Below are 19,228 nucleotides of genomic sequence, written 5' to 3'. Positions count from 1 at the left end.
GATTGGTAAGAATATTATGTGATTGCATCATAAAGTGCGGTCAGTTTTTATCGTGTTTTATCAGACATCAGCCTATAAAAACAAAAAGACCGACAACTTGCGTCATCGGTCAAAAAAAGACAGGAGCATTATGTTAAAGATTAGAACAGAATACGAGTACCTAAGCCTACACGACTTGCATCAGATACTTTTACGCCATTTTCTTTAACTTGCGCTTTGCCGCCTTCAAGGTAAACGGCAACTTGTTTAGTGAATTTATGATCTACACCAAGCATCCAGCCTCTGTGCTTACCGTTAGCTTGTCCTTTACCGGTACCCCATAAATATGCACCGTAAAGAGCATTTTTTTCGGTTAAATCAACTTTAAAACCTAAGTCGAAACGGTCGATTTTTTCATATTTAGCACTCAAGCTATGTTTGAAATTATAATCTTTATGACCCTTAGGTGAATGACCATGTGCCCAGTCTAAACCAAGGCTGACAATTTTATATTTTACATCAAAGCCGACACCTAACATTTTTTGTTTGTAGTCGTCTGCCGGAGTGGTGCCTTTGATGATTTCAACATAACCGGAACCGAATCTTACGGCTAGATCATCCCATTGACCATCATAGAATGCACCTACACCGTAACCTTGACCGTTTGCGGCTTTAGATTTATCTGCTTCACCAAAATAGTAGTCTGTTGCAAAGCGGAAACCGGAAAATTTATTTGACATAAAATGAACGGCTTTTGGTGCAGAATCGTGTAAAACGTTGCCGCCTAATTCATAGGAATAGTTTGCTTTAGGAATGTGGTCACCTAATGTTAATTGACGACCAAAGGTTAACGAACCTACATCTTCATGTGAGAATCCCACAAATAAACGTTGGGCTTTTATGCCGTCACCTACAGTGCCGTTTGTTGTGAAACGGAGTTCAACCGCACTTAATGCTGTAAAACCGCCACCCAGTTCTTGGAATGCGCGAACGCGTACACGGGAACCGCGGTCCACTAAATCGGTACGTTTACCTTTTACTTTGACGATTTCTAGTGCGCCACGTCCGTCTAAATCAATTTTTGTGCCTTCATTCTTATAAATGACAGCAGCGTTTGCCGAAGTAGCTGCCATGGCCGCTACTGCAAATGCGATAAGCGTTTTTTTCATATTGGTCACCTTATGGTTGGTTTTAACAAAATTGATGGTAAGTCCATTTACTAAATTAAGAAGTTTCACTCCATTTTTTATTGTTTGATGGCGTATTTCTTAATTTTGAATTAACGCTAATCAATGATTTTTCTCATGTCAACTTATCTCTAATTTTTACTTGAAAAATAATTTATTTTAATTTCAACTGGTTATGTTGATTTTGGTTTTTTATTGTCTAAAAAAATTGTTATTCAGATCACATTTCTAATATTTTTTTGAATTAGTATTTACTTGGAGATTGTTATAACTATTTGATTTTAAATGAAATTAAATAATTTTAAAATTTGACAAAAAATAAAATAAATCATTTTAAATTTAGAGCGGGATTTCATTTTAATTTTGTGACTTGGATCACAAGGTTTTGTGTGAATTCGCTTTTAAAAACAATGAGGTAGAAAATTTCTTCACTCCATTTGAAATGAACGGCTATTCTCTTTTTCTGTATTTTCAGCTTAAAGTGTGGTCAATATCGAATGCGTTTAAAACAAAAACAATCTGAAAAAACACCGCACTTTTTATTGTCGGTACTATATGAATAAATGGATTACCATCTTTTAAGAAACAGTCTGCGTGCATTTCCAAGCTTGAAAAAACGGGCTAAAAAGCATATAGTTGCGCGATTAATTTATCAGCCGTCTTAAGACGGTTTTCTTTATTCTTCTTAAATCAAATAAGTAACAGACAAATCATGACATACCCACAAGAACAGGTTAACAAACGTCGCACCTTTGCGATTATTTCTCACCCCGACGCGGGTAAAACCACCATCACTGAAAAAGTGCTGCTTTACGGAAATGCCATTCAAAAAGCCGGTTCGGTGAAAGGCAAAGGTTCTGCGCAACACGCCAAATCCGACTGGATGGAAATGGAAAAACAACGTGGGATTTCCATTACCACCTCTGTGATGCAATTTCCATATAACGATTGTTTGGTGAACTTGCTGGATACCCCAGGGCATGAGGATTTCTCTGAAGATACTTACCGCACTTTAACCGCTGTGGATAGCTGTTTGATGGTGATTGATTCCGCGAAAGGGGTTGAGGATCGTACCATTAAATTGATGGAAGTTACCCGTTTGCGCGACACACCGATTATCACGTTTATGAACAAACTTGACCGTGACATTCGTGATCCGATGGAATTGTTGGACGAAGTGGAAAACGTGTTAAAAATTCACTGCGCGCCCATTACTTGGCCTATTGGATGCGGTAAATTGTTCAAGGGCGTGTACCACTTATACAAAGACGAAACCTATCTCTATCAGACCGGGCAAGGGCACACTATTCAAGAAGTGCGAATTGTAAAAGGCTTGAATAATCCGGAATTGGATAACGCCGTAGGTGACGATTTGGCACAACAATTACGTGATGAATTGGAATTAGTCAAAGGCGCCAGCAATGAATTTGACTTAGATTTATTCCTAAACGGTGAACTGACGCCGGTCTTTTTCGGTACGGCGTTAGGGAATTTCGGCGTGGATCATTTCCTTGACGGCTTAACAGAATGGGCACCGGCGCCACAAGCCCGTCAGGCAGATGCGCGTAAAGTGTCTGCCGACGAAGAAAAATTCAGTGGTTTCGTGTTTAAAATTCAAGCCAATATGGATCCGAAACACCGCGACCGCGTTGCATTCTTACGCGTCGTGTCCGGTAAATACGAAAAAGGCATGAAGCTCAAACATGTGCGTATTGGTAAAGAGGTAGTGATTTCCGACGCTTTAACCTTTATGGCGGGTGACCGTGCGCACGCGGAAGAGGCTTACGCCGGCGATATTATCGGCTTGCACAATCACGGTACGATTCAAATCGGCGATACGTTTACCCAAGGGGAAGAGTTAAAATTCACGGGTATTCCAAACTTTGCACCGGAATTATTCCGCCGTATTCGTTTGAAAGATCCACTTAAGCAAAAACAATTATTAAAAGGCTTGGTACAGCTTTCCGAAGAAGGCGCCGTGCAGGTTTTTCGTCCGTTGTTGAATAACGATTTAATCGTTGGTGCAGTGGGCGTGTTGCAGTTTGATGTGGTCGTTTCGCGCTTGAAATCCGAATACAACGTAGAAGCCATTTACGAAACCGTTAATGTGGCAACAGCGCGTTGGGTTGAATGTGCCGATGCGAAAAAATTTGAGGAATTTAAACGTAAAAACGAGCAAAACTTAGCGTTAGACGGTGGCGATAACCTCACTTATATCGCCCCGACTATGGTGAACCTCAATCTTGCGCAAGAGCGTTATCCTGACGTGACATTCTTCAAAACCCGCGAACATTAATCTGTTCAAAAACATTAAAAAAGAAGACCGCACTTAGGAAAGTCAAGTGCGGTCTTCTTTTTCGGCGTTTTATCAGATGGCGTTAGAGCGCAATATACTCTAATTTCACATTCGTCAACGTACCGAGCAGTTCTTCCGCCATGGCTTTGTAGCTAAGCGATGCAGATTTTTCCATCATCACTACCCGTGTAATATTTTGCACTTCTTCGCCACTTAATATGAGGTGATTTAGCGCCACCTGTAATGCTGGCAGACTTGGATTAAATGCTGCATTTTCAGCATAGCTGCCATGATAAATTTGTCGATCTTGCGTTTGAATCGCGACGCCGTGGAAGGTGTTGGAATATGGCGCATGGGCTTGATTGGCCATTGTAAGTGCCTGTGCTGTCACTGGGTCTTCTGTGTTTAACGTAAGTTGATTATCATGCTGATCCAATAGATGCAAGTGAATATTCAGATTTTTTGGACCGAAAGCGTCGGGCAAATACTGATGTAATAAATTATGTTGACTGTGTGGCAAATGAATTTGTAGCTTGTCTGCGCCATTGAGTTCATTCATAAATTGACGGCAATGACCGCAGGGGGTGTAGTTGACGGTGATGTCAGTGATTTGTTTTTCACCACGCATCCAAGCATGGCTAATAGCGCTTTGTTCCGCGTGAATGGTTTGTTGAATATCGGTCTTACTAAATTCTTGGTTGGCGCCGAAGTAAAAATTTCCGCTTACGCCAGTGGTAATTGCGCCAACGTTAAAGTTTGAAATCGGTGTGGTGGCATAGCAGGCTGCAATAGGCAGTAGCGCGAGAGCCAGTTGTTGTACTGTTAACTGATATTTATTACAAAGATGTTGAACGGCAAAGTGCGGTAAGAATCCAGCAAATTTTTGTTCTTGTAAAATGTGCCAAACGTCTTGGGACAATTCATGGGGGGAAATATGGTGTAAGGCGTGTTGAATTTTATCTGAAATATGAATCGACATGACCATCTCCTTTTATTTTCGATAATAATTTCCTTATCTTAGCATTTTAGAAAAAAAGTGCGGTCGATATTTTAAATAAATTTACGACCGCACTTTGTATTCGTTTAAACAGATTATTTTGCTGCTTTCAGCTCTTGATAATATTGTTCATAATACTGAATAGCATCACCTACGTCATCTTGCCAGTGGCTGTTTTTTAATACCTCAGCAGTAGGGTAGATCGAAGGATCTTCAGTGATTTCTTTTGGCAGCACTTTTTTTGCTTCAAGATTAGCCGTTGGATAACCGATAGCAAGTGTCAATTTTTCCGCTGCTTTCGCACCTAACAGATAGTTAATGAGTTTGTGTGCGCCTTCTGGATTTTTAGAGGTCACTGGAATGGCTAGCGTATCCACCCAAAGTACCGGACCTTCTTTTGGGAATACCATGTCTAAAGGTGCTTGTTCTTTTTTCGCGATACGTACAGAACCGTTCCATAATTGACCTACTTCCACTTCACCTGAAATGAAAGAGTTTGCCGGATTGTCAGAATTAAAAGAAAGTACATTTGGGCGTAGTTTCAATAATTCTTCGTAAGCCTGTTTGATAATCGCCGGATCTTGGGTATTCGGATCTTGCCCGCTTTTCAATAAAGCAATATTGAATACTTCGCGGGCATCATCTAATAATTGCACTTTATTGGTAAATTCAGGTTTCCAGAAATCTCCCCAAGAGGTGAAGTCAGAACCTTTGTAAGTGTTGGTATTAAAGGCGATACCCGGTGCGCCTAATAATTGCGGAAGGGAATATTTGTTACCTTTATCATATGGTTTATTTAACCAATCCGGATCAAGCTCTTTAATTACCGGTAATTGATTGTGATCTAATTCGGCCAACATACCTTCACGAGCCATTTTTGACACGAAGTAGTTAGAAGGAGCAATAACATCATAACCTCCGGAGGCACCTTGGGTTTTTAATTTTGCATACATTGTCTCGTTTGATTCAAGACTTGACACAATCACTTTAATACCGGTTTCTTTGGTGAAATCATCTAAAAGACCATCCGGTACATATTCAGTCCATGTGTAAAGATACACGGTATCATTTGCAGGCGCTTCAGCTTTAGGAGCTTCCGGCGTGGTTTGCGTTTGTTTGTTTTCTTTATCGTTACAACCGGTAAGTGCAACAGCGATCATACTTGCGGTGAATAAACCAGCAAATTTTTTCATTTTTGTTTGTTCTCCGTAAAAGAGGTGAAAAAAAACACCTGCATTTTATGCAGCTATAAAAAAACGCCTTGATTGTGCGTCAAGGCGTATTGTATGTGCTATTAAATTATTTGTGAAGCATTATTATGACTAGATGTCTTTATGCTCTTTACCGATTAATTGGCTAGCAATAACTAGTAATAACGACAGCACAATCATGATGGTAGCCAATGCATTCACTTCCGGTGTCACCCCAGTTTTTACTAAGGAGAAAATACGCAACGGTAGGATTTCATAGCTCACACCACTTACAAAAGAGGACACTACAACATCGTCTAGTGAAATAGTGAAACTCAATAACCAACCTGAAACTACCGCAGGCAAAGCGAGCGGAAGAATGATTTTGCGTAAAATCGTAATTTCACTTGCCCCTAAGTCTTTCGCCGCTTCTAACATTCTTGCATCGAATCCGTTTAAGCGAGAGAAAATAGTTACCGTTACATAAGGTAAACAGAAGGTTACATGGGCTAATAATAAAGACCAGAAGCCTAAGGAAATGCCGACAACCATGAACAAGGCAAGTAAAGACACCGCCATGACGATATCCGGTGACATCATTACGATAAATAACATTCCACTCACAGCTTGTTTACCGCGGAAACGGTAGCGATAAAGCGCAATTGCGGTTAAACCGCCAACAATAGTGGCAAGCGTCGCTGCAAAGAAAGCAATCGTTACGGAATGAATGGCTGCTTGAATTAAGGTGTCGTTGTTAAATAAACGTTCATACCAGTTCCAACTAAAACCTTTCCAACTTAAACCATAACGATCAGAATTGAAGGAGTTAGTCACTAAAATGATGATTGGGATATACAAATAAGCGTACACCACAAACATAAAAATATTACGTAGTAAACGGCTCATTATTCCAACTCCACTTTTTTGTTCAGCAATTTATTTGCACGATAATAAACGAAAATTAACAATGCCATTAAAATGGTTAAACCGATACTGATTGCCGAACCAAATGGCCAGTTACGGGAAATTAAGAACTCGCTCTTAATCACGTTACCCACTAACAACACTTTTGCTCCACCGAGTAAGTCAGCCACATAGAACATACCCATTGCAGGTAACAATACCAACAAGCAACCGGCAATGATACCCGGCATAGTTAATGGCAGAATCACGCGGAAGAAACGCTGGATAGCATTGGCTCCCAAGTCTTTTGCAGCTTCTAATAAACGACCATCAAGTTTTTCGATAGCGGAGTAGAGCGGCAGAATCATAAATGGTAACAGCAAATACACTAAACCGATGATAACTGCAACTTCTGTATTCAGAATTCGAATTGGTTCGCTCAAAATTCCCATATCCATCAACATGGTATTCAACACACCTTTTACACCAAGGAATATTTTCATACCATAAATACGAATAAGGGAGTTAGTCCAGAATGGCAATACCACAAGGAATAACAAGAGCGGTCGATATTTCGGGTGAATTTTACTGACCATAAAGGCGAACGGATAGCCGATCAGTAAGCAAATGATTGTGGCAATGCCCGACATATACAATGAGTTCCACACTACCTGCGCATAAAGCGGATTAAACAGGTTGATGTAGTTATCAAAGTTAAATGGCAAAGCGTAGAAGTTGCTACTATCTCTAGTTAAGAAACTTACGACTAATACCAATAAGTTGGGAATTAGTACAAAGAAGATGAGCCAACTGAAGATAATCGCAACAGTAATTTTCTGAAATTTATTATTGATTATCTTCATCGTTGAGTACAACCTCCCAACCTTCGTGCCATGTAATACCTACACGTTGACCAATACTGTGATCCATGTGCGGATCGTCTTCGTTAAAGAATTCGCTGACTAACACGCGTTTTCCGTTATGTTCAAATTCTACAGTAGACTCAAGTGTCATTCCTTTATAGGTACGATCCACAATGCGACCAATAATTGCATTTGAGTGCTCATTTTCGTCAAGCTCTTCAATCACAATGTCTTCTGGGCGTAATAATACTTGCAGTTTTTGATCTTTTTCAGCAGAGATGCTCGTGTGGATATCACATACACGACCTTCTACGTTAGCAAGTAGTTCATCATCAGATTTACGTTCAATTACAGTTGCCTCAAACACATTAATTTCACCGATAAAACGAGCAACAAACAGGTTCGCCGGATCTTCATAAATTTCACGCGGGGAACCGTCTTGCGCAATTTTACCTTTACGTAACAACACAATACGGTCAGACATCGTGATCGCTTCTTCTTGGTCATGTGTTACGAAAATAAAGGTAATACCTAATTGGCGTTGCAACATTTTTAATTCTTGTTGCATTTTTTTACGTAATTTGTAATCCAACGCAGATAAGGATTCATCAAGCAATAATACTTTAGGCTTATTTACTACCGCGCGGGCAATGGCAATACGTTGTTGTTGACCACCTGAAAGTTGGGTCGGTTTACGATCTGCCATCTCTTCCAACTGCACCATACGCAAGGCATCCAGAACGCGAGGTTTAATTTCGCTTTCTGCGACTTTTTGCATACGCAAACCGAAGGCGACATTCTCAAAAATCGTCATGTGTGGGAATAAGGCATAACTTTGGAATACGGTATTGATGTGGCGTTTTTCCGCAGGCACATGAGTGATATCTTCACCGTCCAAAATAATGTGACCGGAATCTAATTCTTCAAGACCTGCAAGTAAGCGTAAAACAGTGGTTTTACCACAACCGGAAGGACCTAAAATAGTTAAGAATTCACCATTATTAATGGTTAGATTAAAATCTTTAAGAATGGTGTTGGTTCCGTATGATTTAGTAAGAGAACGAAGCTCAATAATTGGCTTGTTTTGAACTGGATTTTCCACTAGCTTTGGTTTTCTCCCTAATTTCACCAAATAAGTTGGTACTGAGTAGAAATAAAAACCTGCAAAATTATGCAGGGGCTACATTAAAATAGGAGCTAATGATATAGTGATCGGGGCATAATGAAAAGTAATTAATAGTGATTTTTAATAAAAACTAGAATAGTTGTTATATATCAAGGAACTGTATACGTTTTATCACTAGACTAAACTTGATTTTTTTCATGTGTTTTTCGGAAAGCAAAATAGATAAAAATAAAGGAGGAAAATTATGCAAGATTTACTATCTAAAGAACCGGTTTTGGAACGTTTTTTTAATTATGTTGATTATGATACCCAATCTAAACTAGGTGCAAAAAACTCACCTAGCTCTTCAGGTCAACTTACCCTTGCCAAACACCTACAACAAGAGCTTGTTGCGTTGGGATTACAAGACATTGTGTTGAGTAAACATTGTGTTCTCACGGCATTTTTACCTTCTAATGTGGATTTAAACGCGCCTACTATCGGCCTCATTTCGCATTTAGATACCTCGCCTGATTGTAGCGGCAAAAATGTACAACCTGAAGTTATCGAAAATTATCGTGGCGGTGACATTGCTTTAGGTATCGGCGAAGAGTTTATCAGCCCTGTCTATTATCCTTTCTTGCATCAGCTCATCGGCAAAACTTTGATTGTGGCTGATGGAAATACCTTATTGGGTGCTGATAACAAATCCGGAATAGCGGAAATTATGACCGCACTTTATCGTTTAAAAACGGAAAATTTACCTCACTGTAATATTCGAGTTGCATTCACACCTGATGAAGAAATCGGTCTCGGTATGCAATTTTTTCCTTTCGATGATTTTCCATGCGATTGGGCTTATACCATTGATGGTGGGGCTGTGGGGGAACTGGAGTATGAAAACTTTAATGCAGCTTCTGCCAAAGTGACTTTTCACGGACGTAATATTCACACCGGTTCGGCAAAAAATAAAATGATTAATGCATTAGCTCTCGCTTGTGAATTTCAGCAATCTTTTCCTCAGGCAGAAACCCCTGAAAACACTGAACAGAGGGAAGGTTTCTTTCATTTAAATCATTTTTCCGGCGATATTGAAAAAGCAGAGTTGCATTATCTCATTCGTGATTTTGATGGAGCAGAATTTGAAAAACGTAAACAATTTATCCGTAATTTAGTAGATCAATTTAATCAACAAAAACATTTACCAAAACTGATTGAGCTAGAACTTACCGATAGCTATAAAAATATGTATGAGGCAGTAAAACAAGTGCCTCAATCTATCGCACTGGCGGATCTTGCCATGAAACAATGCGGAATTACACCAAATCATAAGCTCATTCGAGGTGGCACCGACGGTGCTTGGTTAGCAGAAAAAGGGTTGGCTTGTCCGAATATTTTCACCGGCGGGTATAATTTTCATAGTAAGCATGAATTGATTACGCTTGAAGGCATGAAAGACGCGGTGAATGTAATTGTGAAAGTCGTGGAATTGGCAACTCAAAAATCGTTTAGCTAAAAATCGCAGTCAAAAATGACCGCACTTCAACAAAGTGCGGTCATTTTTCTCATCAATTTTTTGCTGCCGGTAACGCGCCTTGGTTCCATTTTTGTGCGTCTTCAGGGCGTTTGACTTGTAGTAAGAAATGTTGATTGGCTTTAGCTTGTCCCTGAACTACAGTGCTCGATGGTGTGGAAAAGGAGATACCGCCTTTTAACAGTTGTTGTACACTGCCTGTATTAAATTGTGCGCCGCCGGTCAGACTGAGATTAAAATCATAGCCGGAAGCGATCCAGAACTCGGAATTTTGGCGCACTAAATGTTGGTATCTCGGGGCGATAAGAATGTTGATAAATACTCGATCGCCTAAAGAATTCAATTCTAAGTTTTTAATCGTACCTACTTCCACTCCGCGATACATGATCGGTGATCCCGCCGTGATGTTTAATGCATCATTAGTTTCTAGAACAAGCGGTAACCCGTTGGTATATTTGATGTTATTGCTGACAGATTGGCTTAAAGTAAATTGTGTTTTGCTTTTACCGGCTCCTACTTCTACATCAATATAAGGTTGCAGCAGGCTATCGATATTTTCAATGCCTCCGGCGGAAATTTGTGGTGAAATCACTTTAAAGCGCGATCCTTCTTTGGCAATGAGCGCCATATAATTCGGATTAATGAAGGCCTTGGTGATAATTTTGTTATTTTTTTGGTCAAGCTGAATGCTATCGATTTCACCAATGTTTAACCCAAGATAACGTAATACCATGCCTTTGCTGATGTTGGTGGCATCTTCTGCGGTTAATGTAATTTGCTGCCCGGCAGATTTCGCCCGCAATTCATTTGGGTAAAGGGTGTGATTGTTTTTACCTCCACTATTATCAAAACTGATTGCACCCTTTAGAGAACGGGCCACAGGGGATGCCTGAATACTGATACCTTTTGGTGTTATATCAATTTGTGCGGCGCTTTCCACCCAGAATAGGCTTTTCTCTGTTAGCAAATGCTGATATTTCGGGTAAATAAATACATCCACTTCGAAGTTTTGTGTTTGTGGACGAACATCTAAAATCTTCCCGACTTCATATTGACGGTAAAGCACTAGAGAACCTTTGCTAATACTTGGTAGATGAGTAGTATTTAAGGTGATTGTCGGCTTAGGCTGAACCTCGGTAATACCAGCTTCCGCATTGCTTAAATCACTGTAAAGTGCATAAGTGGCTTTGGGTTTGCTTTGAGTTTTGCCTGCCACCACTCGAATGCCGCCTTGTAACCATTTTTCCGGTGTTGCAGCCTCGAAACGTAAACCGTCAATGCCGATACTGACATCAAAATTAGAAGCAGCAATAAAGAGTGTATCACCATGAATTAAATGACGATATTCTCCGGCTATGGCCACTTTAAATTTGACGCCAGCAGTATCTATAGACTGGTCTACGATTTCACCGATTTGAATGTTGTTATAAATCAGTGGTTGTCCTTCACTGACGCCATAGGTTTCCGGTGCTGTGAGGTTGAGAACTAAAGTATTAGGTTGTTTTAACAGCAGCTCGCTTTCTTTAATAACATCAAATGCCATTTTGCTATCACCGGAGCCCGGCAATACCTCAAAATATTTTCCACGCAATAGCTTTTGTACATCGGTTAAATCACCGAGTCCCGGTTTTTTCACGCGTAATACAATGTTGGTATTGGCTTTAAATAAGTTGGCAAGGTTTGGATCAATGAGCAATGTACCAGTTAAAATTTCATCGTTACTTTCCACTGCACTTAGTTTCGAGAGTACGCCGATTTCCGTATTTTGGTAGTACACATGGGTTTTTCCTTCTTCCAATCCGGCCGTGTTTGGAATATTGACTTGAATATTGATACCACGCTTGGCCGCTTGTAAATTGGAATAAAGGGTATATTTTTCATTCATTTCAGCGTTTACGCTTTCGTTTGGTGAGTCAAAGGCAACGGCGCCTTGCACCACGGAATTTAAACTATCCATGTTTACATTTAGGCCGGAAATACTGATATTGGCATTAATACCGCTGATATTCCAAAAGTGACTGTCTTTTTTCACGAATTTTGTATAAGGCTTGTCAATGACCACATCAATTTCGACTTTTTTACCGTCTTCGGTGAAATGATAGTCATAGATTTTACCTACCGGTGTTTTTTTATAATAAATAGATGCACCAATGGAAATTGAACCCAAGTCGTCAGAAATCAAATGAATTAATAAATCGCCGGGATTGAGTTGTGCAATTGGCCCTTCTGTTTCCGCTGTGAATTCATGCTGGGTATCGCCATCACCAGGCTGTAAGGTAATGTAGTTACCAGAGACTAATGCATCTAGACCGGAAATCCCGGCCAAAGAAGCACTTGGCTTAACCAACCAAAATTTAGTGTTTTCACGGAGTACGCTTCTAGCCTCAGGATAAATATTGGCGACCACTTCTACTGTTTGTAAGTCATTGGTGAAATTAACTTTCTTCACCACCCCAATCTGTAACCCTTGATAACGAATCTGAGTTTTACCTGCTACGATACCATCACCATTGGAAAAACTGATACGAACGCTAATGCCTTGCTCTTGTACAATTTGAAAGAACAAAATGGCGCCGATACAAAGTGCGATGAACGGAAGTAACCAAAAGGGTGAAATTCGTTTATTTTGACGAATCTGTGCCGACACTTCGGTTTCATGAGTTGGTGTGTTTTGCTTGTTGTCTGTCATATATTTCCCAAATTAAGCGGCTGTCAAATTGTTCCGCTGCAATCATTGTTAAAAATACCGCTGCGCCGAAATAAAACGCTGCAGTACCTACAGAAAAATCAATAATTTGTCCGCGTGTGACCAAGGACATCATTAACGCCAATACGAATAAATCTAACATAGACCAACGTCCGACGAAATGCACGATATGTAATAAGCGCATTTGCCAACGGATCGAGTGTTTGAGCTTGAAATGCACACAAATAAGCAAATACAACATAATCAGTACTTTGCTAATTGGTACGAAAATACTGGCAGTGAACACGATAAAGGCGATGAAATAGCTACCCATCTCCATAAAACTTATTACGCCCGACATCAATGTATCTGCGCTAGGCGCACCGTTTAAATAAATCACCGACATTGGCAATAAATTGGCGGGGAATAGCATGATAATCCCAGCGAGTAACAATGCCCAAGTACGTTGCAATTTAATGGAAGGTGGGATATCTATTTGTGAAAAACAACGGGGACAGATTTCTCGTTCTTTGCGATCCGACAGTGGATTGATAAAACTGTACTGGCAGGAGTGACAATAACGCAAGTTCTCTGCTCGAGTCAGTTCATTAACGGCTTTGCTTTGCGGGTAAAAATCGTTCCACACTTCGTTAGGATTAATTTTAATAAATAATAATGTGGTTAAAAGTGCGGTGAAAACCAATGCAATTAAATAGATATCCACTTCGACTGTGGCGTATTCACGAACTTTAAATATACTCACGCCTAGCGCAACTAAGTAAACATCAAACATCACCCAAGGTTTGATATATCCTAGAGAAATTAATAAATTGCGCGGTTTGATTTTTATCATTTTCGATAACTGCAATAAAATGACTAACAGCGCAAAGGCAATAGGCATAAATACGGCACAAATAAAGATTAAAAACGCTGTATAGGAAAAACCTTGAGTCGCCATTTTCCAAACGCCCAACCAAACTGACGCATCAATTTTTTCACCAAGCAAATCAATGCTAAGCAGCGGATAGGTTAGGGCAAAAGGCATTAAAATCAATATTGAAAGGGCGATGATAGAACAACGTTTTAAGCTCCAACGACTGGTGGCGTATAAGACGTTATGACAGCGTGGACAAACGGCACTTTGACCTTGTTGCAAGGTGGAAATTTTAACCACGGCATTACAATCTCCGCAACGCGTTATACGGTAGAAGTTGGCCTTGGTGAAATTTACGGATGAATTTGCTGTCATTAATTATGTTACCTAAGTAAAAGAGAGCGCATTTTATACTGTATTTCAGCTTTTTTGTATGAATTTACATTGCTTAGACATAAAAGTGCGGTCATTTTTACAAAAATTTATTATTTCTTGAGGGTAAATAGATTATTAATTGTCATTTTTTCTGAAATTAAGCTAAAATGTAGCAAGTTTTTCTACTTAAAATCTATGCAGGATTTCGTAATGACAGAAGTGCAAAAGTTAACTAATAACAAAGAGATTATTGCTTATTTGGCGGAAAAGTTTCCGCTATGTTTTTCTATTGAGGGAGAGGCAAAACCATTAAAAATCGGTTTGTTTCAAGACCTCAGTGAGGCGTTAAAAGATGATGAGCGCGTAAGTAAAACTCAATTGCGTCAGGCCTTACGTCAATATACCTCAAACTGGCGTTATTTGCATGGCTGTAAAGCCGGAGCTGTGCGTGTGGATTTGGAGGGAAATCCTGCCGGTGAATTGGAGCAGGAACATATAGAACACGCTGCGCAACAGTTGGCTGAAGCCAAAGCAGCGCTTGCTCAAAAACGGGCAAGCGAAAAAGCTGCCAAAGGTGCTGCTGAGAAAAAACGTCCGCTACGTCGTCATAAGCCCATCGATAGACAGGGCGAAAAACCTGCTCGTAAACCAAAAGTGGTATTAAATAGCATTGATATGGCAACATTGCAAAAAGGTCAACAAGTTAAAGTGAAAGTGGGAGAACGTGCACAAAATGCTTTGGTTTTAGCGTTTTCCAATGATACAGCCCGTGTTGAATTGGACAATGGATTAGTGATAAACATCACAGCAGATCGTTTATTTGCCTAACTTGAGTTTTAATAAAGTTATCTTGTCAGATAACTTTATTTTATTGGTATTTATTAGGAAAGTCTGAATGAAATTTACTAAAACAAAAAATTATTTGACCGCACTTGTGTTAGGAACATTTTTATTTAACGCCGGTGTTGTAGAAGCGGTACAACCAAAGTTAAAAGCAAGCGATCTTGTTACTTTGCAACCTTCCGAAGTGAATATGTTTGCGACTAAGCGTGCAACGACCCGTCTGACACAATCCCATTATCGTAAATTTCAACTTGACGATGAGTTTTCAGAAAAGATTTTTGATCGTTATCTTAAAGCACTCGATTTTAATCGTACGACTTTTTTGCAATCTGATATTGATGAAATGCGTGCAAAATATGGTAAGAAAATAGATGAAGAGTTAAATGCTGGCACATTAGACATTGCTTTCAATATGTATGATTTAATGATGAAACGCCGTTACGAGCGTTATCGTTATGCATTGTCATTGCTGGATAAAGAACCGAATTTAAGTGGTGATGATCAAATTGAAATTGATCGTGAAAAAGCTGCTTGGCCCAAAACAGAAGCTGATGCCGAAAAATTGTGGGAGGCGCGTGTTAAAAATGACATTATCAGCTTGAAATTAAAAGATAAAAAATGGCCAGAAATTAAAGATAAATTGGTTAAACGTTACAATTTAGCCATTCGTCGTTTAACTCAAACCAAGGCCGATGATGTGCTACAAACCTATTTAAATGCCTTCGCCCGCGAGATTGACCCTCATACCAGTTATTTGGCGCCCCGCACTGCAAAAAGTTTCAACGAAAGTATGAATCTTTCTTTGGAGGGGATTGGTGCCACTTTGCAAGCTGAAGATGATGAAACCAGTATTAAGTCTTTAGTTCCTGGCGCTCCGGCAGAACGTAGTAAGAAACTGAAAGCCGGTGATAAGATTGTCGGTGTAGGTCAAGAAAAAGGCGAAATTGAAGATGTTATCGGTTGGCGTTTGGAAGACATTGTTGATAAAATTAAAGGTAAAAAGGGGTCTAAAGTTCGTTTAGAAGTGGAACCTGCAAAAGGCGGAAAATCCCGTATCGTTACGCTAGTTCGAGACAAAATCCGAATTGAAGATCAAGCCGCCAAATTAACTGTTGAAAAAGTTGATGGCGTGACTGTAGCTATTATCAAAATTCCAAGTTTTTATCTTGGTTTAACGAATGATGTGAAGAAGCTACTTGTTGAAATGCAAACTAAAGGTGCATCTGCATTAATTGTTGATTTGCGTGAAAACGGCGGTGGAGCTTTGACTGAGGCTGTAGGTTTAAGCGGTTTATTTATTAGCGATGGTCCAGTGGTGCAAGTCCGTGATGCTTATCAACGCATTCGTGTTCACGAAGACCCGGATAACGCGCAGCAATACACTGGTCCGTTATTGGTGATGATTAACCGCTTTAGTGCATCTGCTTCCGAGATTTTTGCAGCGGCAATTCAGGACTACAATCGTGGTATTATTATAGGCCAAAATACTTATGGTAAAGGCACGGTACAACAAAGTCGTTCATTGAACTTTGTGTACGATTTGGATCAAACTCCGTTAGGTTTAATTCAATATACTATTCAAAAGTTCTATCGGATTAATGGGGGGAGTACTCAATTGAAAGGCGTAGCGCCAGATATTACCTTCCCTAATGTCATCGATATGAAAGAATATGGCGAAGAGAAAGAGGACAATGCGCTGCCTTGGGATAAGATTCCGTCGGTGAACTATTCCGAAGTGACAAAAGCACGTGATTTAGTCGCCGAATTAACAAAAAAACATCGAGACAGAATGGCGAAAGATCCTGAATTCATTGCATTAAATGAAGATTTAAAAGTGCGTGATGAACGTCGTGATCGTAAATTCTTATCGCTGAATTATGAAAAACGTAAAGCAGAAAATGACAAAGATGACGATAAGCGTTTGAAAGATCTAAATGCGCGCTTTAAGCGTGAAGGTAAGAAACCATTAAAAGACATTAATGATTTGCCGAAAGATTATGATGCACCGGATTTCTTCTTAAAAGAAGCGGAAGCTATGGCGGTAGATGTCGTAAAATTTAGTGGAGAAAAAGAAGAGATAAAAGAAGCGAATAAATCTTCGAATAAATAAACGTTTTATTTTTAGGCCGCACTTTTAAAAGTGCGGTCGTTTTTACATAAGTTTTTAAGAAGATGAATTAAGGAACTACTATTCATGAATACAAAGTCTTTTAAATTAGCAACATTGGCATTAATGACATCTTTTTATGTAGGAAATGTTGTTGCTGAAGAGGTTAAGTCTGCGGCTCCTCAGGTCGCGGAGAAAATTGCCGAACAGGTTTTGCCACAGCAGGAAATAAATTTAACTACACAACAGTTAGAATTGGAAGCTAAAGCAGAAGAGGAACGCTTAGCTGCCGAGAAAAAAGCAGAAGAAGAGCGTTTGGCTGCCGAAAAACAACAACAAGCTGAGCAGGCCTTAGTTGAGCGTATTGGTGATACTCAGTTGCAGTTTAAACCGCTCATTGCAAAAATTTATACAGAGAATAATTTTGCTCCTCTTTGGACGGATACCCAAGCCAAACAACAATTTTTACATGATTATGCGCTTATGATTGCCGCTGGTATTTCCAAGCGTTCTTCCGGCGCGTTGAATGCAGTGAGTGAATCTGCTGGAAAAGGGGAATTGATTGAGGATGTCATTTTAACCGACGCCTTTTTAGACTATTTGTATTATGCCAATAATGTGAAACGTTCAGCTCAAAAATGGTTATATTCAGAAAATAGTTATAAAGCCGGCAAGTTTGATGAAAACCAACTTTCTGCGTGGTTAAGTGCGGTTAAAAATAATGATAATTTGGCTTTCATAAAAAATCTTTCCAGTGACAATCCTTTGTTTAAGCAAACTTTAGATAAAGTGAAAGCGTTGATTGTAAAAGGCGTGGATAAAAATAAAACTACCGAGTTGCACCGTCTGGCAATTAATGCACAACGTTTGCGAATTTTGCCTACTTTCCAAAATGGGATTTTTGTGAATATTCCAAGTTATCAGTTAACTTATTACCGTGATGGAGAAGCGGTGTTAAATTCTCGCGTGATTGTCGGAAAAACAGAACGTAAAACACCAGTCATGTTTAGTCGTTTAAGTAATGTGGTTGTGAATCCGCCCTGGAATGCACCAACTCGTCTAATTAACGAAGATATTATTCCGAAAGTGCGAAAAGATCCGAGTTATATTTATCGCAATGGCTATACGATTATTGACAGCAATGGAAATACGATTGATCCTTACACCATTGATTGGGAAAACATGACGGCGAAGAAATTCCCGTACCGTTTACGCCAGGCTCCAAGCGACAATAGCGCTTTAGGTAACTATAAATTTAATATGCCTAGTTCTGATGCCATTTACTTACACGACACCCCAAAACGCAGCTTATTTGGTAATAAAAAACGAGATTTAAGTTCCGGTTGCGTGCGTGTAGAAAAATCTGATCAACTTGCGACAATTTTATTGAAAGAAGCGGGTTGGAGCGATGAACGAAAACAAAATGTATTGAAAAGCCGAAAAACGACATCAGCCAGCATTAAATCCGATAATCCGGTCTTTTTATATTATGTCACCGCATGGGTTGATAAAGATCAAGTGCATACTTTGCCGGATATTTACGGTTATGACAAAGCCCCGAATTTGAGCTATATTGACTGGGATGTTTTAAAGCAATATGTTCAGTAATTATGGGTTGAACTAAGTTTGGCGGAATCAGTCAAAAACAACGATTTGTAACAATATTTAGGAATAAAAGATGAGTAATATTAACCATGGCCGTCGTAAGTGGTTATCGCTAGGAGGAATTGTGTTGGGCGCAGCATTATTGCCTGATACAGTGTTAGCTGCGGTTTCAACACCAAGACCACGAATGTTGAGTTTCCGTAACATCAATACCGGGGAAAAATTAAGTGCTGAATTTGCCTTTGGGCGAGGCTTCAGTGTCAATACGTTACGACTTCTTGATCATTTTCTGCGTGATAAACGTACCAATCAGGTACATAAAATGGATCCGCAGCTGTTTACAAAATTCTATCGGGTTCAACAACAATTAGGTTTACGCAATACCGAAATTCAAATTATTTGTGGATATCGTTCCGCTGCCAGTAATGCCGCAATGCATCGTCGTAGTCGTGGCGTGGCAAGCAATAGTTATCATATTCGTGGTCAGGCCATTGATTTTCGTATTGATGGTGTACCATTAGCAAAATTGCGTAATACAGTAGAATCTTTGCAAGATGGTGGCGTGGGGTATTACCCGCGTAGTAATTTTGTTCATATGGACACAGGTCCAGTTCGTACATGGAATGGCAGCTAGCGAAACAGCCAAATTTTAAACCGCACTTTGTTGCGGTTTTTTTATACAAG

General features: G+C 39.7%; 14 protein-coding genes. 6 read left to right on the top strand and 8 right to left on the bottom strand.

What is annotated here, in order from left to right:
* Positions 1-140: 140 nt before the first annotated feature.
* Positions 141-1,148, bottom strand: a complete 1,008-nt coding sequence (locus EL144_RS02945) for a porin (protein ID WP_032995107.1) — start codon at positions 1,146-1,148, stop codon at positions 141-143.
* A gap of 730 nt (positions 1,149-1,878) precedes the next feature.
* Between EL144_RS02945 and prfC the strand changes: the two genes are divergently transcribed.
* On the top strand, positions 1,879-3,462 hold the full coding sequence (gene prfC, locus EL144_RS02940; protein ID WP_005703720.1) for a peptide chain release factor 3: 1,584 nt from the start codon (positions 1,879-1,881) through the stop codon (positions 3,460-3,462).
* A gap of 82 nt (positions 3,463-3,544) precedes the next feature.
* On the opposite strand, the gene cdd is transcribed toward prfC, so the two are convergent.
* The 5 genes from cdd to potA all read right to left on the bottom strand — a co-directional run bounded on the left by cdd (position 3,545) and on the right by potA (position 8,517).
* Positions 3,545-4,441 carry a cytidine deaminase gene (gene cdd, locus EL144_RS02935; RefSeq protein ID WP_032995109.1) on the bottom strand — a complete coding sequence of 299 codons (897 nt, stop codon included), beginning with the start codon at positions 4,439-4,441 and terminating at the stop codon, positions 3,545-3,547.
* Positions 4,442-4,554: 113 nt separating this feature from the next.
* Positions 4,555-5,652 (bottom strand): extracellular solute-binding protein, encoded by a 1,098-nt coding sequence (locus tag EL144_RS02930; RefSeq protein ID WP_005703723.1) that lies wholly within the window; start codon positions 5,650-5,652, stop codon positions 4,555-4,557.
* A gap of 129 nt (positions 5,653-5,781) precedes the next feature.
* Entirely contained in the window at positions 5,782-6,555 is a 774-nt protein-coding gene (potC, locus tag EL144_RS02925; RefSeq protein ID WP_005702711.1) for a spermidine/putrescine ABC transporter permease PotC, read from the bottom strand.
* Positions 6,555-7,415 carry a spermidine/putrescine ABC transporter permease PotB gene (gene potB, locus EL144_RS02920; RefSeq protein WP_005703724.1) on the bottom strand — a complete coding sequence of 287 codons (861 nt, stop codon included), beginning with the start codon at positions 7,413-7,415 and terminating at the stop codon, positions 6,555-6,557. The genes potC and potB overlap by 1 nt, the downstream gene beginning before the upstream one ends.
* Positions 7,399-8,517: a spermidine/putrescine ABC transporter ATP-binding protein PotA gene (gene potA / locus EL144_RS02915; protein ID WP_032995111.1), complete on the bottom strand. Its 1,119-nt coding sequence runs from the start codon at positions 8,515-8,517 to the stop codon at positions 7,399-7,401. The genes potB and potA overlap by 17 nt, the downstream gene beginning before the upstream one ends.
* Before the next feature lie 268 nt (positions 8,518-8,785).
* Here potA and pepT point away from each other — a divergent pair, with 268 nt between their 5' ends.
* Positions 8,786-10,036 (top strand): peptidase T, encoded by a 1,251-nt coding sequence (pepT, locus tag EL144_RS02910; protein WP_050332761.1) that lies wholly within the window; start codon positions 8,786-8,788, stop codon positions 10,034-10,036.
* A gap of 52 nt (positions 10,037-10,088) precedes the next feature.
* Here the strand turns inward: pepT and EL144_RS02905 are convergent, their stop codons facing one another.
* Positions 10,089-12,743 carry a PqiB family protein gene (locus tag EL144_RS02905; protein ID WP_050332763.1) on the bottom strand — a complete coding sequence of 885 codons (2,655 nt, stop codon included), beginning with the start codon at positions 12,741-12,743 and terminating at the stop codon, positions 10,089-10,091.
* Entirely contained in the window at positions 12,709-13,989 is a 1,281-nt protein-coding gene (locus EL144_RS02900; protein ID WP_032995113.1) for a paraquat-inducible protein A, read from the bottom strand. Before EL144_RS02900 ends, EL144_RS02905 begins: the two co-directional genes overlap by 35 nt.
* Before the next feature lie 210 nt (positions 13,990-14,199).
* On the opposite strand from EL144_RS02900, the gene proQ reads away from it, so the two are divergent.
* From proQ to EL144_RS02880, 4 genes are all read left to right on the top strand, one after another.
* Positions 14,200-14,817, top strand: coding sequence for an RNA chaperone ProQ (gene proQ / locus EL144_RS02895; RefSeq protein ID WP_032995115.1), 618 nt, complete (start codon positions 14,200-14,202; stop codon positions 14,815-14,817).
* A gap of 67 nt (positions 14,818-14,884) precedes the next feature.
* On the top strand, positions 14,885-16,942 hold the full coding sequence (gene prc, locus EL144_RS02890) for a carboxy terminal-processing peptidase (protein ID WP_005703733.1): 2,058 nt from the start codon (positions 14,885-14,887) through the stop codon (positions 16,940-16,942).
* Positions 16,943-17,026: 84 nt separating this feature from the next.
* Positions 17,027-18,547 (top strand): L,D-transpeptidase family protein, encoded by a 1,521-nt coding sequence (locus EL144_RS02885; RefSeq protein WP_050332765.1) that lies wholly within the window; start codon positions 17,027-17,029, stop codon positions 18,545-18,547.
* A gap of 70 nt (positions 18,548-18,617) precedes the next feature.
* Positions 18,618-19,178: a YcbK family protein gene (locus EL144_RS02880; protein ID WP_005702722.1), complete on the top strand. Its 561-nt coding sequence runs from the start codon at positions 18,618-18,620 to the stop codon at positions 19,176-19,178.
* Positions 19,179-19,228 lie beyond the last annotated feature (50 nt).

Source organism: Aggregatibacter aphrophilus ATCC 33389 (assembly GCF_900636915.1).
In the GTDB taxonomy this organism is placed as follows: domain Bacteria; phylum Pseudomonadota; class Gammaproteobacteria; order Enterobacterales; family Pasteurellaceae; genus Aggregatibacter; species Aggregatibacter aphrophilus.
The sequence above is the reverse complement of the archived record's forward strand: the minus strand, read 5'-3'. Positions and strand labels throughout refer to the sequence as shown.